Source organism: Spirilliplanes yamanashiensis, assembly GCF_016863475.1.
Classification (GTDB): domain Bacteria; phylum Actinomycetota; class Actinomycetes; order Mycobacteriales; family Micromonosporaceae; genus Spirilliplanes; species Spirilliplanes yamanashiensis.
Map to the genome: position 1 here is coordinate 35,911 of NZ_BOOY01000032.1, position 16,812 is coordinate 52,722.

A 16,812-nucleotide genomic window follows, 5' to 3' on the forward strand; every position below is an offset into this window, starting at 1 on the left:
GCCTAGCGGGTTACCCCGCGGCCCGCCTCCCATTCCCGGTTCAACCGAGCTGCACCGATCGGGCGTACCGGCGGCAACCCGAGCGCCGCTAAATTTCTCACCCATGATGGGCCTTTTCGGCGGCCTGGCCGCACGCGCCGCGAACCGTTCCGCGCTGTCCGCCCTGCACGGGCTGATGGCCTCGATCGGCTATTCCGGACTGTCCACCGCCCGCAAGATGCCGGCCCTGCTCGCCTCCGTCGACCAGCACGCCGCGGCGATCCGGGAGAGCCTCGAGGGCGACGCCCGGCCGCTCAGCGTCGTCGCGCTGGCCGCGTACGCCGAGGGCGTGCGCGACGCGGCGTACCGGCACGGCTGGCGCGCCCCGTCCGGCGCCATCGACTGGTCGACCGACGACTGGGTGCTGCACCGCCTGCTGGCCGTGTGCCTGCTCGGCCACGCCCTGCACACCGCCTGAGCCGTTCCGCGGCACCCCCGCGGCGCGTGTGCCGTCAGCCGCAGGGGCGGCCGTCGATCGTGCAGCCCGTCGGGTCGCCCGGCAGCACGCCGCCGACCCGGAAACTGAACGTCACCGAGCCCCACGCGGGCACCGTCGCGGTGTCGCCGGCCGGGGTGAACACGACCGTCGAGCCGTCCTGCTGCACACTGGCGCCGCGCACGTGCCGCACCGGGTTGTCGCCCGGCAGCGTCACCGTCACCCGCCACCCGTCGGCCGCGCGCGACCCAGGGTTGTCGATGCGCACCGTGCCCTCGTAGCCGGTCAGCCCCAGCGGCACGTCGTTCGCCTCCCGGGTCAGCGTCGCCGACAGCATCGGCGGCGCCACCGGCTGCTGCGGCATCTCCGGCTCCTCCGGCCGCGGCGCGGGCGGCGGCGCGGGCGGCTCCGCCGGCGGCGGGAACGGCGGCCACACCTGCGGGTCGTCCGTACGGTCCGGCGGGATCGCACCTCCGGAACCACCGTCACCGCCGGGCGGCGCGCCCGGCACACTCGTCACCGGCGCGGCCGGCAGCGACGGCGACCACGACGGCGTCCCCGACGGCGACCCGGACGGCGACCCCTGCACCGGCACAGCCCCCGGCCGGGCCCCCGTGCTGAACGGCGGCCCGGTCGTCGGCGCGATGCTCGGCGACCCGGTGACCGGCGGACTCCCGCTCGGCCGCCCCGGCTCCTCCAGCGCGGCCCACGCCACCCCGACCCCCACCAGCACCGCCGCGAACACCCCGCACAGCAGCGCCAGCCGCAACCGCCGCGCGGCCCGGTCGGCGGCGGCACTGGCGGCCAGCGCCCCGGACGCCTCCCGCGCCTGCTGCCGGGTGGGCTGCTGCGCCACGGGCTCGACGATCTTGGTGACGGCGAACTCGACGGTGTCACTGCTGGTGTCCCGCCCGCCGACGGCGTGCGGCTCGGCGACCGCGGCGCGGTCCGCGGTCGCGGCCTTGTCGCCGGTCGCGGGCCGGTCGAGGGTCGCGGGCCGGTCGGCGGTCGCGGCCTTGCCGGCGGTCGCGGGCCGGTCGGGGGTCGCGGGCAGGACCGTCGTTGCCGCGGGATCCGCCTCCCGGCTCGGCGCGGGGCCCGACAGGGGGCCGGCGACGGGGCCGGTGGGTAGAAGGACGGCGCGTGGGCGCGGGGCCCCGGCGGCTGCCCCGGCCGCGAGGCTCGCCGCCGCGGAGGCGGCGAGGCGGGTCGCGGGCGGCGGGGTGTCCCGGAGGGGCCCGGCGGGGGTGACGGTGTCGTCGCGGGCCTCGGCGTGCGTGGCCGCCGACGGCGGCCGGGCCGCCGGGACGGCGAGCCGCCGGGTGACCGCCTCCCCCGGGCCGGCGGCGACCGGGCCCTCGGCCGGCGGCGCCGGCCGCTGGGCCGGGACGGCCAGGCGGTGCGTGACGGCCTCGCCGATCAGCGACGGCGACCGGCCGGAGCTGAGGTCCACCGTGGCCGTCTCCCCGACGAGCGGGGGGTGGCCGGGGGCGGCGGGCTGCCGGTGGTCGGCGACCGGCCGAGGGCCGGCGGCGGCAGGCGAAGGGTTCCCGGCGACCGGCAGCGGGTCGGCGGCGGGCCGAGAGTCCCTGGCGGCCGGCCGGGGGCCGGCGGCGGCCGGCGGCGGGTCGGCCGCCGCCGGTCGATGGCCGGCCGCGGCGGCGGGCAGGTGGCCGGCGGCAGCAGGGTGGGCGGCGGCCGGCAGGCGTTCGGTGGTGCCGTCGAGGGACGGATCGGTGCCGGCAGCCGGTGGGCGGCCGGTAGAGAGGTCGGTGCCGTCCGCTTCCGCCTCGGCCGCGACGGTCTCGACCAGCGGGCTCCAGACGATGGGGCTCCACACCACGGGCTCGTCGAGGACGTGCTGGCCGGCGAAGGGGTTGTCCCGCAGGTCGTCGTCGACGCGGGCGGGCACCTCGGTCCAGACCGAGTGCTCTGCACTCGCGCCAGGACCGGATCCGGCGGCAGCCTCCGACCCGGCGGAGGAGTCGGCGGAGGGCTCGGCGGAGGAGTCGGCGGAGGGGCCGGCGGTCGCGGCCGTAAGTGGTTCGCCGGTCCCGTCCGGGGCCGTGGCAAGCTCGCCCTTCCCCACCACGTGCGGCGGTGCGGGGTCGGCGGCGGTGGGGGTCGGCGGGGTGGCGGGGGTGCCGGGCGCGGGCCGGTCGGGCCCGGGGGCGGTGTCCGCTGTGCCGTCATGCGGACGCGGCGTTGGTGACGCAGCGTTGTCGACAGGCCGGTCATCGGTCATGGCAGCGACTATAAGAGCCGGTCATGAGCACGGGACAAGGTCACTTCTCATACCGTCCAGCTACACACAGCTACATCGCGCTGGCGATGATCATTCGGCGAGTTCAGTCCAAACCGGCCGTTAGCCGACCGATTGGCCGTACGTATGGGTCTGGGATCGTCCGATCGGACGAGTGCGGTTACTCTTGCCGTCATGGCCGGAGCCGGCGGCCCTGTGCCCGCAATCGTGTCCGCGGTCCCCGTGCGGGATGTCGTGGCGGACGAGCGCGCCGCCGAGGCGGTCGCCGCGGGGGCCGGTGAGATGGCGCGGCTGGTGCGGGCCGCCGCGTGGGAGCGCACGCCGCTCGGGCCGGCGCACCGGTGGGATCCGGCGGTGCGGGCGACGGTCGACCTGGTGCTGGCGTCGCCGGTGGCGATGGCGTTCGCGTTCGGGGCCGACCTGACGATGGTCTACAACGACGCCTACGCGGACCTGCTCGGCGCGCGGCACCCGGAGGCCCTGGGCCGGTGCGCGCGGGAGGTCTTCGCGGACCTGTGGGGCGAGCCGGGGGTGGGGCCGGCGCTGGAGCGGGTGTTCCGCACCGGGCGGCCGTACCTGGAGGCGGAGACGCAGCTGCCCGGCGAGTCGGAGACGGCGTTCTTCACGCAGGGCATGTCGGCGGTGCGCGACCGGCACGGCGCGATCGTGGGCGTGCTGACGGTGGCGGCGGAGACGACGCAGGTCACCCGGCGGCTGCAGACGCTCGGCGAGCTGGCGTCGTCGCTGGCGGCGACGCTGAACCTGGACGACGTGGCGCGGGTGGCGCTGGCGTACGTGACGAGTTCCTTCGACGTCGACCACGCGACGGTCGTGGTGGACGACGGCCCGTCGTGGCGGGCGGTGCGGCGGCTGCGCGGCGAGATCCTGGACGAGGCGGACGAGCGGCTGCCGCCTGTGTGGCGGCGGATGCCGGGCAACTCGCCGTCGCCGCTGGCGGAGGCGGCCGCGACGGGCGTGGCGGGCTTCACCGACGACGGCGCCCCGCTGCACCAGGTGGCGACGGACCGGCACGACCAGTGGGTACGCGCGTTCGCGGCGCTGCCGCTGGTGACGCCGTCGCTGCGCGGCGCGATCGGCATCGGGTACCGGGTGGCGCACACGTGGCGGCCGGCGGAGCGGGCGGTGCTGCGCGCCGCCGCGGAGCTGGTGGCGCAGGCGGCGGAGCGGGCGCGGCGGTTCGAGGCGCAGTACGGCACGGCGCAGCTGCTGCAGCGCAGCATGCTGCCGGAGCACCTGCCGGAGCTGGACCGGTTCCGCATCGCGGCCCGCTACGACGTGGGCGTGGACGGCAACGCGGCGGGCGGCGACTTCTACGACGCGTTCATGCTGACCGACGGCCGGCTGGCGGTGGCGCTGGGCGACGTGGCGGGCCACGACGTGCACGCGGCGGCGCTGATGGGCCAGGTGCGGGCGGCGCTGCGGGCGCTGGCGCTGACGGACCCGGAGCCGTCGGCGGTGCTGACGGGCCTCGACCGGCTGGTGGCGTCGCTGGGCGCGGAGGCGCGCAACACGGAGCGGTTCGTGACGGTGGTGTACGGCCTGCTGGACCCGGAGGACGCCACGCTGAGCCTGGCCAGCGCGGGGCACCCGCCGCCGGTGGTGCGGCACGCCGCGGGCCCGGTGCCGGGCGCGACGAGCCTGGTGGAGCTGCCGCCGGGCCCGCCGCTGGGGGTGGGCGGGCGGTGGCGCCCGACGGTGGTGCGGCTGATCCCGGGCGACGCGCTGCTGCTGTTCAGCGACGGGGTGATCGAGCGCCGGGGTCGCGCCCTGAGCGACGGGCTGGCCGCGCTGCAGGAGACGGTGGCGGCGGCGCCGAGCGGCGACCCGCGCAGCCTGTGCGCGCTGGCGACGCGGGCGGTGGCGGGCGCCACGGACGACGACGTGGCGGTCCTGGCGATCGAGTACGCGGTGACGCCGAGCCGGTCGGCGACGATGGCGGCGCCGGCGGAGCCGACCGCGCCGAGCCGGGTGCGGCACTGGATGACGAGCCGGCTGCGCTCGTGGGGCGTGCCGGAGCCGGTGATCGGCGCGGCGGTGCTGTGCGCCAGCGAGCTGACGACGAACGCCCTGCTGCACGCGGGGACGGCGGCGACGGTGCACATCGACCTGAGCGCGGAGCGGCTGCTGGTGTCGGTGGCGGACACCGGCACCCGCGGCGGCGTGGTGCGGGCCCGGGCCGAGGCGCTGAGCAGCCGGGGCCGCGGCCTCGGGCTCATCGAGGAGATGAGCGACGCCTGGGGCACGGACCCGACGGTGCGCGGCACGACGGTGTGGTTCGAGCTGCTGCTCCCCTGACCCGGCGCGCGGTCAGGGCCGCCGCCAGCCGTCGCTGTCCAGGTGCGAGCCGGCCTGGAACGCGACGACGGCGGCCACCTCGCGGGCGTCGCCGGGTCGCCCGAGCGGCACGCCGGGCCGGCGCTCGCCGTGCGGGTCCCGGTCCTCCTGGCCCGTCATGGGCGTGGCGATCTCGCCGGGAGCGACGGCGTTGACGGTGATGCCGTGCTCGGCGAGCTCCAGCGCCAGCACGGTGGTGAGCAGCCCGAGCCCGCCCTTGGCGGCGCGGTAGGGCGCCGCGCCGACGCGCGGGGCGGTCTCGTGCACGCTGGTGATGTTGACGATCCGGCCGCCGCGGCCGCCGGCGATCATCCGGTGGGCGGCGCGCTGGCTGCACAGGAACGGCGCGTCCAGGTCGACGGCGAGGACCTCGCGCCAGGTGTCGTAGCCGATGTCCAGCGCGGGGGTGCCGGTGCCGGTGCCGGCGCAGTTGACGAGCACGTCGAGGCGGCCGCGGAGCGCGTCGGCCAGCTCGTCGACGACCTGCGCCGCCCCCGGCAGCCGGCTGAGGTCGGCGTGGTGCACCTCGGCCCGCGCCAGTCGAGGCGCCAGTACGAGGTTTCCGCAGGCGGTCCGATCGCAGGCGGAGGGGACGGATTCTGGGTGCGGAGTGCTGCAACGTTCCGGCCGGGCCCGCCACAGCGCCCATGAGACGTCAGGCGGCGAAGAGGCCGTCCCCCCACCAGCCGTCGTGGCCGGGTGGCGGCACGAAGAAGTATCCGCCGCCGACGGTCAGCACGTAACGGCCGAGGCGTTCGCCGGCCAGCCGGTGCTGGACCGCCTCGAAACCGTCCCGGATGTCGCGCTGAAAGGCGATGAACAACATGCCCTCCTCGGTACGCCCGGCCCGGTCTGTTCCTCGGAAGGAGAATCCGCGCCGGAGCATCGGCGGCGGCGGTCCGGTGCGCGGGTTCGCCCGGCGCACGTGCGAGTCCAACGGGGTGCGGCGGCCGTGCGGGTCGGCTGCGAACAGCGGGTCCGCGTCCGCCGCCGTGCCGTCGAGCCACCGCCCGTCGCGGCGCCGCCCGATCATCTGTTCCTGCCGTTCGACCGGGTCCCTGTCCCACAGCGCCGTGGCGAACCGGATGATCCGCACCACCTGGTAGCTGCCGCCCACCGCCCACAGGGGTTCGCCCTGACCGGAGCCGACCCGGGCGACGTCGGTCGTGGGCGGGTTGCTGTGCCCCTCGGTGAAGCCGAACAGGTTCGTCGCCACGGGCCGTCCCATGCCGGCGGGCCGGACATCGCTGAACCCCGCCATCCGCCACCGGACGGTCAGGTCGCCCACGGTCGCCCCTAACGCCTTTTCGGCGGCGTCGGCGTCCGGCGCCTCCACCTGGATCAGTAGGTCGCCGTGGGTGCGGGCCGGGTCCAGCACGTCGCCGGGGAACGACGGCATGAGCGCGAGCAGCCGGGGCCGCCGGGCGGTAAGCCCTGCCCGCTCGAACACGCCTGCACCGAGCCCTACCATCGTGCGCACCTCGGCGGGCGCGGCCGCGGCCCGCTCGGCGAGGCCGCGCAGCGCGTCGGCGACGGCCTGCCGGCCGGTGACGCCGATGTCGAGCGCCGCGACGACGGCGTGCGGCGCAGGCGGCTCGGCCAGCAGGCCGGTCTGTTCGGGCCGGCGCCCGGCGGGCGACGCCGCGCAGCCGTTGGTCATCCATCCAGCTGCCGCGGCGACGCCACCGGCGACGACCGTGCGACGGCTCAGCTTCATGGGGTGCTCCGAGGTCGAACATTGGGCGAGGCGGATTCTGGTCACCCAGGACGGCCGCCGCAACGCGCCGCGGCGATCCCGCCCTTTCGCGCGGAGGTCCGGGCCGGTCTGCGACACCCCATGGGTCATCGAGAGCGGTGACTGCCTCCCGATGGTGCCGCTTCGGTCGATCTCCCTTCCAACGGGCCGGCACGGTCGCCACGATCGGCCTCGATCGTCAGGCCCGACCGAGGAGTCCCGTTGGCACGCGTACGTGGAATCTGGACCCTGCTGCCCGCCGTAGCGCTGCTGGCCGGGCTCGGTTGCGCGCCGCCTCCGGCGGCCGCCGCTCCCGCACCCGCACAGCGCCCCGCCGTGGCGGCGGTTGCGCCGGCGCAGGCCCCGGCACCGGCACCCACTCCTGCGGCCGTCGCGGCCCCCGCGCACTATGCGTATGACGCAGCCGGGCGGTTGGCCGCCGTGACCCACACCGGCGGCGAGACCGCCCGCTACGAGTACGACCCGGCCGGGAACATCACCAAGGTCGAGCGGTACCCGTCGACGCGGCTCTCCCTCGTCAGCGTCGTGCCGATGTCCGCCCGGCGCGGTGAGACAGTCACCGTTCACGGCACGGGGTTCTCCACCGATCCGGCGGCGAACACCGTCAAGATCGGCGGAGCGCCGATGCCGGTGTCGAAGGCGACGGCGACGACCCTCACCCTCACCATCCCGGCGATGAGCGGCACCGGGCCGGTCACCGTCCAGGTCGGCGCCAGCACGGTCACCGGGCCGGTCTTCACCCTCACGCCGGGCGCCCCGAGCGTGACGCGGATCGAACCGGACAGCGGGCCGCCCGGCACGGAGGCGGTCGTCACCGGGCTCGGTTTCGACACGACGCCCACCGACAACGTCGTCTCGATCAACGGCGTCCGGACCGAGGTCACAGCCGCGAGCGTGACGTCGCTGACCATCCGGATCCCGCGTACCACCAGCGGCCGGCTGCGCGTCGAGACTCCGAACGGCACTTTCTCCGGGCCGGACTTCTTCGTGCCCTCGGTGGGCGTCAATCCAGACCTCATCGAGAGCTGGGATCGCGTATACCCGGGGTCGTCGCGTCCGGTCCGGATCGACGGCGCCGGGCACGCCTCCGTCGTCCTGTTCAGCGCTCCCGATTCCGGCATGGCCAGCGTCGGCCTGACCGGCCTCACATTCGCCGCCGGCGTTGAGGTCTCGCTCTTCGACCCGGACGGCGTGCCGGTACCCGGCGCCGGCCGCACCGAGTACGGGCAGCGCAACATTCAGATCGACATGACCGGACTACGGCCGGGACCGACGTACCAGCTGCTCGTCATGCCGCGCGAGAATCGCACCGGCGCCCTCACCGCGCACCTCTCGGAGCCGGTCACCGGGGTCGTGACCACGACGGGGGCCGCCGTGCCGGCGAGCCTGGCGGTGCCGGGCCAGGACCTGCGGCTGGCCTTCGACGGCACGGCCGGGCAGGCGCTGAGTCTCGGCCTCACCGGGAGCACCCTCACCGAGGGGTGGAACGCGACCGTTCTGCGGCCAGACGGCACCAAGCTGATCGACTCGAGGCTGGGCATTCAGGCCGACGACAGCATCGACCTCGGGACGCTGGCGGCCACCGGCCGGTACACGCTGGTGCTCGATCCCCGGTACGCCGGGATGGGCGCGGTCACCACGACGCTGTCGGCACGGGTGGACGCCGGCGTCGCCACGATCACCGGCACCGCCGTCAACCTCGTCGTCACGCGAGCGGGCCAGGACGCCGTGTTCTCGTTCACCGGCGCCTCGGGCGCCCGGCTGAACCTCGGCGTCACCGACAACCAGTTCGACCGTAACGTCGAGTTCCACCTGTTCGATCCGGCCGATCCGGAACGCCGGACCATCTACAGCTCGACCACGCTGGCCCGGTCGGCGGACAGCATCCGGCTGCCAGCGCTGTCGGCGACCGGCACGTACGCCGTGCGCATCAACCCGCAGCGGGCGGGCACGGGGCAGCTCAAGGTGACCCTGTCGGCGCCGATCGACGGCGGCGCCCTCACCACCACCGGTAAGGCCGCAGCCGCCACGATCGGCCGCCCCGGCCAGGACATCGCCTTCACGTTCGACGCCGCGCAGGGTGATGCGCTGAGCATCGGTGTCACCGGCAACACGTTCTCGACGAACACCCGCGTCGTCGTGCTCGGCCCGACCGGAGCCAGCGTGCACACCGCCGGCGTGCTGGCCACGTCCTACGGCAACATCGACCTTCCGGCCCTGACCGCGGCCGGTCGGCACACCGTGCTGTTCAGGTCCGACAGGGCGGCCACGGGCACCGCCCAGCTGATCTTGTCGGCCCGGCTCGACGCCGGTGAGCTGAGCGTGGGCGGCGCCGTGCGCACCGTCGCGGTGACTCGGCGCGGGCAGAACGCCCGGCTCACGTTCAACCGGCCGGGGACCGCGCAGTTCACCCTCGGCGTGGTCAGCAACGGTCTCACCGACTACACGCAGGCGCGCCTCATCGAACCGGACGGCGTCGAGCGCCACCTCCCCTCGGTCCGCGACACCGACGTCGCCATGCCGGACCTCACCAAGACCGGTACCCACCAGCTGATCCTCGACCCGCACGACGGCGTGACCGGCGAGCTGCGCTTGCGCCTGCTCGCCCGGCAGCCGACGGGCCGCGCCGCCGCTCCCGTCAGCACGCCGGCCGCCAGGCCCGCCAGCCGGCGGGCGCCACAAACCCCGGCCCCGCCCCCGGCCGGCGACGACCTGACCTGGACTCCCGATCGCGACAACCTGCTCGGCAAGGACTGGTCGACCCGCCGTCCCGCCGTCGCCGCGCCCAGGCCGCTGCGCGCGAAGAAGGGCACCACCGCGCTGTCCGGGCACACGTACACGATCGATGGCATGCCGCTGGCCGGCGTGACCGTCACCGCCGGCGGCGCGAAGGCGACGACGGACCGCACCGGACGGTTCCTGCTCACCGGCCTGCCTGCAGGCGCCACCACGTTCACCGTCGACGGCACCGCCGCCGGTCCGGCGAGCCGCACGTTCGGTGTCTACACCGTCCGCGCGGACGTGCGCCGCGGCCGCACCACTGTGCTGCCGTACACGATCTGGATGCAGGCGCTCGACACGCAGCACACGGTGAAACTGGCCTCGCCGACCACCGCCGAGACGGTCCTGACCACGCCGAAGATTCCCGGCCTGGAGATCCGCATCCCGGCCGGCTCGGTGGTCCGCGACGCGGCCGGCAACGTCGTCACCGAGCTGGGCATCACGCCGATCCCGGTCGACCGCGCGCCGTTCCCCATTCCGCCCGGCTCGGCGGTGCCCGTCTATTTCACCGTGCAGCCGGGCGGGACCTTCGTCTTCCCCGACGGCGCCCAGGTCATCTACCCGAACCAGCACGGGCTGCGGCCCGGCGCGGTCGTCGACTTCGAGTCGTACGACCCGGAGGGCACGGGGTGGCACGTCTACGGCACCGGCACGGTGAGCAAGGACGGCCGGCAGATCGTGCCAGACGGCGCGTCGAGGATCTGGTCGTTCCAGATGTTCAGCGCGTTCAAGGACGTCAATCTCGGCGGCTGGGATCTGGGCATCTTCGACGACCTGGCCGAATGGCTGTCGGGTGACCCCGTTGATCTGTCCACCGGCATGATGGTCGACTCGCACACCGACCTGACCGTGCCCGATGTCACGCCCCTGGCGGTCACCCGCAACTATTTCCAGGGCGACACGCGGCCGCGGGAGTTCGGCGTCGGCCAGTCCAGCCAGTACCACATCTTCCTGCGCAGCGCGACGAACAACGCGGCCAGCGTCGACCTGTACCTTCCCGGCGGCAAAAAGGTCCACTTCGCCCGGACGACGCCCGGCACAGCTTGGGCGGGTGTTGCCTTCGCCGCGGACGCGGTGGCCGGGGAGTGGCGCGGCGCTGTCCTGCAATGCCTGTCCGACACCTGCTTCGGCGGTCCCGGCTGGAAGCTGACCCGCCGCGACGGCACGAAGCTGTTCTTCCCGTGGGGCCCGAACGCGGTGTCGGCCATCGAGGACCGGCACGGCAACCGGACCACCATCACCCGCGGCCCGAACCTCAACGTCGCCGACGTCCGCTCATCGAACGGCAAGTGGCTGTCCTTCACCCACGACGAGGCGGGCCGGATCACAACGGCGCGGGACTCGGGTGGCCGGGTCGTCACGTACGGCTACGACGCCACCGGCCGCCTCGCGTCGGTGGCCGGACCGGGGACCCGCTCGCTCAGCTACACCTACGACGCCGCCGGGCGGCTGCGGAGCGCCACGGACGCACGGGGCGTCACCTACCTGACGAACGAGTTCGACGACGGCGGCCGGGTCCGCAAGCAGATCCTCACCGACGGTCAGGTCTACGAGTTCCGCTACACCATCGGTGCGAACGGCCGGATCACGGCGACCGAGGTGACTCAGCCAAACACGGCGGTGCGCCGGGTGACGTTCAACGCGGTCGGTGCGGTGCTCACCGACACGCAGGCGTACGGCTCCCCGCTGGCGCAGACTACGACGTACGAGCGCAACGGGCAGAACGTCGTCACCGCGGTCACCGACCACGGCGGGCGCAGGACGACCTACACCTACGACGACGACGGCAACCTTCGTCAAGCGACGGCGCTGGCCGGCACCGCCGACGCCGCCCGTAGCGGCGTGTACGGCTACGGCGGCCCGTTTGGCCAGCCGCTGACCTACACCGACCAGAGTGACAAGGTCACCACGTTCGCGTACGAGGCCGACGGCGACCTGAAGTCCGTGGAGGACCCGCTGGGGCGCGTCACCCGGTACGCCTGGACCGGCCAGGGGCAACTCAAGACCGTCACCGACCCGGCCGGCCGTACCACGACGCTGCACTACCGTGACGGCGACCTGACCTCGGTCACCGACCACGCGGGACGCGCGACCCGCCAGTTCGTCGACGCGCTCGGTCGGCCGTCGCGGGTCGTCGATCCGGCGGGCAGCGTCACCCGGGTGGTCTACGACGCGCTCAACCAGGTCCGCCAGGTCGTCGACCCGCTGGGCAACGTCACGAAGCTCGACTACGACGCCAACGGCAACCTGGAGCGTCTCACCGACCCACGCAACAAGATCAACTCGTGGACGTACGACCACTCCGACCGACTGAGGACCTGGACCGACCCGCTCAACGCCGTCGTCCGGCGCGATTACGGACCACAGTGGAGCACCGCCACCTCGCGCACCGCCAAGACCACCCGCGTCGAGCACGACCTGCTCGACCGGGTGCGGCTGGTGTCGTCCGGCGTCGTCGGCAACACGGCCGAGTCCACGATCACCCCGACGTACGACGATCTCGGTCGGCTGAAAACCCTTTCGGACACCGCGGCCGCCGGCGTCACCACGTTCGACTACGACAAGCTCGACCGGATCGAGCGGATCACCAAGCCTGAGGGTGTCACCAGCTACACATACCGGCCCACCGGCGAGGTTCGTACGGCCACCGCAGGCGGACAAGGCGCGGTGGAGTACCGGTACGACGCCGCCGGCGCGCGGGAGGCTGTGGTCCGCGGCGCGGTGCAGACCACCCTGGGGTACGACGCCGGCGGCGACCTGACGACAGTGACGCTGCCGGGCGGCTGGACCGAGACCGTCGCCCGGGACACGATCGGTCGCGTCACCGGCCTCACGTACAAGCACAACGGCGCGACCAAGGGCGCTCTCACCTACGGTTACGACGCCGCCGGGCGGATCGCCTCGACCACCGGCTCCCTGGCAAAGGTCGCCCTGCCGGCCGCGCGCACCGCCACCTACGACGACGGGAACCGGCTACGCACCGTCGGCCCCGCGACCATCGCCTTCGACGCGGACGGCAACCTGCGCACCGACGGTGCCCGCACGTACACCTGGAACGCCCGCGGCCAGCTCACCGCCATCACCGGCGGCGGCACGGCTGGCTTCACATACGGACCCGCCGGTGAACGGACCGGCCGGACGGTCGCCGGCGCCGCCACCACGTTCCTCACCGAACGCGGCCAGCCCGCCGTCGAGCAGCGTGGCGCCGCGGCGACGTCGCTGCTCGCGGGCGGGACAGACCGGTGGTTCCACCGCTCCGAGGACGGCGGCCGCGCGTACTTGACCGACCTGGCCGGGTCGACGATCGCGCTCGGCGACGCGGCCGGGGCGCTGAGGACCCAGTACTCCTACGACCCGTTCGGGGCGGCGGCCACCACCGGCGACGCAAGCACCAACGCCTTCACCTACACCGGGCGGGAGGACGACGGCACCGGCCTGATGTACTACCGGGCCCGGTACTACAGTCCGGCGCTGCAGCGGTTCGTCTCCGAGGACCCGATCGGGTTCGCGGGCGGCGGCAACCTGTACGCGTACGCCGCCAACTCGCCCACCAACTACACCGACCCGTCGGGCAACAACCCGCTGCTCGTCGGCTGCCTGCTCGGTGGCCTGACCGACGGCGCGATGGAGTGGGCGGGCCAACGGCTGTCCGGCCGCAAGGTCGACTGGGGATGGGGCGGCGTCGGCGGGGCGGCAGCGCTGGGCTGCGCCGCGGGCGCGGCGGGCGCATGGTTCGACGCGTTCCTCGACGGGGCGAAGGCAACCAAAGGCCTTGGTTCGTGCGCGGTGAACAGCTTCACCGGCGACACACTCGTCGTGATGGCCGACGGCACGCGCCGGCCGATCGCCGACGTCAAGGCGGGCGACCGTGTGCTCGCCACCCCGGACGACGACGTGCGCGGCGGGCGCTCGGAGGCCCGCACCGTGCAGACCGTCATCGTCGGCGACGGCGAGAAAAACCTCGTGCACGTCTCCACCGACGGGGGCGGCACGCTGACGGCCACGGACGGCCATCCGTTCTGGGTGCAGGACCTGGCCCGCTGGGTGACGGCTGCCGAGCTGCGGAACGGGCAGTGGCTGCGCACGTCGGCCGGCACGTTCGTCCAGGTCACCGCGATCGAGCGGGAAACCCGCAACGAGCGGGTGCACAACCTGACCGTCGAGGACTTCCACACCTACTACGTGGTCGCGGGCGCCGCGGACGTCCTGGTGCACAACTGCGGCCCGACGAAGATTCGCAACGGGCACCTGGCGGGCGGCCACCACGACCGGACCAAGGTGCCGTTCGACCAGAGCGGTTTTCCCGACTTCTCCGGCTGGCGACACCCCGACGTGCAGAACGACGTGTTCATCACGCCCACCTACAACCGCGCCCGCGACGCGGCCGCCGCGAACAAGCAGATGGGCTGGGACAAGACCCCGGCCGGCTACAAGTGGCACCATCACCAGGAGAAGGGCCGCATGCAGCTCATCGAGGAATGGGTGCACGACAAGACCGGCCACACCGGCGGCTTCAGCCTGTGGGACTGAACGGAGGGCCACCCCGCGTGTTCGCCGACGAGGACGACCCGTACACCGGCCCGCCACTGGACGACGACGCGGTGCGGCGGGCCGAGCAGCTCCTCGGCGTCCGGCTGCCAGGGTCGTACGTGGCCGCCCTGCGCATCAGGAATGGGGGTCGGCTGGCCCGCCGCTGCTACCCGACCCCGTTCCCGACGTCGTGGGCGCCGGACCATTTTGAGGTGCTGCGGCTGCGCGGCATCGGCGGCGCCGAGGGAATCGAGACCGAATCGCCGTACTTGATCGGCGAGTGGGACTACCCGGACATCGGCGTGGTCATCTGCGACACGCCGTCGGGTGGCCACGACACCGTGATGCTCGACTACACCGGCTGCGGACCGCTGGACGAGCCGGCTGTGGCCTACATCGACGAGGACCGCGTGCCGCGCAGGGTCGCCGCCTCGTTCGGCGAGTTCCTCGCCCGGCTGCAACCGGCCGAGGGGTAGCGGCTCACCGCAGCCCCCGCTTCTCGCCCTGCACTCCTGTCAGCCTTGCTCGCTTGCCATGGCGATCGCGTTGTCCACCGCGATGTGCGGCTGGGCGCCCTGGCCCAGCCTCCCGGCGGTGTCGGTGGCGTGCCGCTCGTCGCGGTACCAGGCGATGCCGACGTCGCAGCCGGCCCGGGCGAGGGCGGCGGCGATCGCCCGGCCGATGCCGGACTCGGCGCCCGTGACGACGGCCACGCGGCGGTGGGGGTCCTGAGGAGTCATGGCGTGCGCCGTACCCCGTGCGGGACGTCTCAGTCCGGCGCGCATGGCGCGGCCCGCGCGGGGGCAGAAGAGGTGGACTTCAACGCCCGGAGGCCCCGCATGCAGTTGTCCGACGTCATCTTCGCCCTGATCGGCGTCGGTGCCCTGCTCGCCGGGATCCTGCCGCGGCTGGTGGAACGGCGGCCGCTGTCGCTGCCGATCGCGTTCCTCGGGCTGGGCGTGCTGGTGTTCGCGCTGCCGCTGGGCCTGCCCACGGTCGACCCGCTGGCGCACCCGAAGATCACCGAGCACCTCACCGAGGCGGGCGTGATCGTGGCGCTGATGGGCGCGGGCCTGAAGATCGACCGGCCGCTGGGCTGGCAGCGGTGGATGTCGACGTGGCGGCTGCTGCTGATCGCGATGCCGGCGACGATCGCCGCGGTGGCGCTGCTGGGCTGGTGGTGGGGCGGGCTGGTGCCGGCGGCGGCGCTGCTGCTGGGCGCCGCCCTGGCCCCGACCGACCCGGTGCTGGCCGCCGACGTGCAGGTGGGCGAGCCGACCGACGACGAGGACTCGGAGGACGAGGTGCGCTTCGCGCTGACCTCGGAGGCGGGCCTCAACGACGGGCTGGCGTTCCCGTTCGTCTACGCGGCGGTCGCGATGGCGGCGACCGCCGGCATGGGCTGGTTCGGCGACTGGGTCCTTCAGGACGTGCTGATCAAGGGCGTCGTGGGCGTGGTGGGCGGCATCGTCATCGGCAAGCTGCTCGGCCGGCTGTTCTTCCGGTCCCGCAACGACGCGCTGCGGCTGGCGCGGCACTCGGAGGGGTTCCTGGCGGTCGCCGCGACGTTCCTGGCGTACGGGGTCGTCGAGGTGGCGGGCGGCTACGGCTTCCTGGCCGTGTTCATCGCCGCGCGGGCGATCCGCCGCGCGGAGCGGTCCCACGACTACCACCAGGTGCTGCACGACTTCGCCGAGCAGATCGAGCGGCTGCTGACGATGCTGTTGCTGCTGCTGTTCGGCGGCGCGCTGATCGACGGACTGCTCGCGCCGCTGACGTGGGGCGCCGTGGCGGTGGCGCTGGCGCTGGTGTTCGTGGTGCGGCCGCTGGTGGGCCGGCTGTCGCTGCTGGGGTCGCCGGGGCACCGCGCGGAGCACTGGGTGATCGGCGCGTTCGGCATCCGCGGGATCGGCACGTTCTACTACATCGCGTACGCGGTGAGCCACGCCGAGTTCCCGCGCGCGGACCTGGTGTGGGCGACGGCGGGCCTGGTGGTGGTGGTCTCGGTGGTGCTGCACGGGGTGGCGGCGACGCCGGTCATGCGGATGCTGGACCGGGCGCACGAGCGCTCGACAGCCGGGTCCGCGCCTCCATCAGTGCGAACCCCAGCAGGTTGAGCCCGCGCCACTGCCGCGGGTCGGCGGTGCGCCGGTCGTCGGCGGCCAGGCCGATGCCCCAGACGCGGTCGAGCGGGCTCGCCTCGACGAGGACCCGGCCGCTGGTGCCGAGCAGGTAGCCGAGCAGCTCGGGGTGCGCGCCGAACTTCGCCTCGCTGCCGGCGACGACGAGCGCGAAGCGGTGCCGTACCCAGGTGTCCTCGTCGAACCGGGCGACCCGGCGGCCGAGGTCCTTGGCGGCGCCGGGGCTGGGCGCGGCGAGCACCTGCTCGGCGACGGCGTGGTCGCCGAACAGCCGGGCCTTGCCGGCCATCATGTAGTGCTCGGCGGTGGGGTAGCGCACGCCGCCGGCCTCGAACGGCGCCTCGTACCACTGGCTGAGGCAGGACGGCCCGACCTCGCCGGGGTAGCGGGGGCGGTGGCCCCAGAAGGCGAGGTACTTCATGCGCGCGCCGCGGGTCACGGCGGCGCACAGCTCCTCGGCGGTGCGGGCGGCCAGCGCGTCGTTCGTCACGGGGGCAGCCTGCCAAGGATT

The 16,812-nt window shown here is 74.3% G+C and carries 10 protein-coding genes; 5 read left to right on the top strand and 5 right to left on the bottom strand.

The features are described from left to right. The first annotated feature begins 103 nt into the window (after positions 1 to 103). Positions 104 to 457, top strand: a complete 354-nt coding sequence (locus tag Sya03_RS22720; protein ID WP_203940404.1) for a DUF6401 family natural product biosynthesis protein — start codon at positions 104 to 106, stop codon at positions 455 to 457. A 34-nt stretch (positions 458 to 491) separates the two neighbouring features. Here Sya03_RS22720 and Sya03_RS22725 read toward each other — a convergent pair whose 3' ends face one another. Then, positions 492 to 2,387: a cellulose binding domain-containing protein gene (locus Sya03_RS22725; protein ID WP_203940405.1), complete on the bottom strand. Its 1,896-nt coding sequence runs from the start codon at positions 2,385 to 2,387 to the stop codon at positions 492 to 494. Positions 2,388 to 2,912: 525 nt separating this feature from the next. Here Sya03_RS22725 and Sya03_RS22730 point away from each other — a divergent pair. Further along, the gene (locus tag Sya03_RS22730) at positions 2,913 to 5,054 is read left to right on the top strand and encodes a SpoIIE family protein phosphatase (RefSeq protein WP_203940406.1); all 2,142 of its coding nucleotides are present in this window, start codon (positions 2,913 to 2,915) and stop codon (positions 5,052 to 5,054) included. A 12-nt stretch (positions 5,055 to 5,066) separates the two neighbouring features. On the opposite strand, the gene Sya03_RS22735 is transcribed toward Sya03_RS22730, so the two are convergent. Both Sya03_RS22735 and Sya03_RS22740 read right to left on the bottom strand, forming a co-directional pair. Then, the gene (locus tag Sya03_RS22735; protein ID WP_239107776.1) at positions 5,067 to 5,618 is read right to left on the bottom strand and encodes an SDR family NAD(P)-dependent oxidoreductase; all 552 of its coding nucleotides are present in this window, start codon (positions 5,616 to 5,618) and stop codon (positions 5,067 to 5,069) included. A 130-nt stretch (positions 5,619 to 5,748) separates the two neighbouring features. Then, on the bottom strand, positions 5,749 to 6,810 hold the full coding sequence (locus Sya03_RS22740; RefSeq protein WP_203940407.1) for a Dyp-type peroxidase: 1,062 nt from the start codon (positions 6,808 to 6,810) through the stop codon (positions 5,749 to 5,751). A gap of 459 nt (positions 6,811 to 7,269) precedes the next feature. Here Sya03_RS22740 and Sya03_RS22745 point away from each other — a divergent pair, with 459 nt between their 5' ends. Together Sya03_RS22745 and Sya03_RS22750 are read left to right on the top strand one after the other, a co-directional pair. Then, complete coding sequence (locus tag Sya03_RS22745) at positions 7,270 to 14,160, top strand: RHS repeat-associated core domain-containing protein (RefSeq protein ID WP_203940408.1); 6,891 nt, start codon at positions 7,270 to 7,272, stop codon at positions 14,158 to 14,160. Between the two features lie 17 nt (positions 14,161 to 14,177). Next, the gene (locus tag Sya03_RS22750) at positions 14,178 to 14,636 is read left to right on the top strand and encodes an SMI1/KNR4 family protein (protein ID WP_203940409.1); all 459 of its coding nucleotides are present in this window, start codon (positions 14,178 to 14,180) and stop codon (positions 14,634 to 14,636) included. A 39-nt stretch (positions 14,637 to 14,675) separates the two neighbouring features. Here Sya03_RS22750 and Sya03_RS22755 read toward each other — a convergent pair whose 3' ends face one another. Further along, positions 14,676 to 14,900 (bottom strand): SDR family NAD(P)-dependent oxidoreductase, encoded by a 225-nt coding sequence (locus Sya03_RS22755; protein WP_203940410.1) that lies wholly within the window; start codon positions 14,898 to 14,900, stop codon positions 14,676 to 14,678. A 99-nt stretch (positions 14,901 to 14,999) separates the two neighbouring features. Between Sya03_RS22755 and Sya03_RS22760 the strand changes: the two genes are divergently transcribed. Then, positions 15,000 to 16,277 carry a cation:proton antiporter domain-containing protein gene (locus Sya03_RS22760; protein ID WP_203940411.1) on the top strand — a complete coding sequence of 426 codons (1,278 nt, stop codon included), beginning with the start codon at positions 15,000 to 15,002 and terminating at the stop codon, positions 16,275 to 16,277. Here the strand turns inward: Sya03_RS22760 and ybiA are convergent. Then, positions 16,198 to 16,791: a riboflavin biosynthesis intermediates N-glycosidase gene (gene ybiA / locus Sya03_RS22765; protein WP_370872063.1), complete on the bottom strand. Its 594-nt coding sequence runs from the start codon at positions 16,789 to 16,791 to the stop codon at positions 16,198 to 16,200. The two genes, Sya03_RS22760 and ybiA, sit on opposite strands and share 80 nt — an antisense overlap. Positions 16,792 to 16,812: the final 21 nt, after the last annotated feature.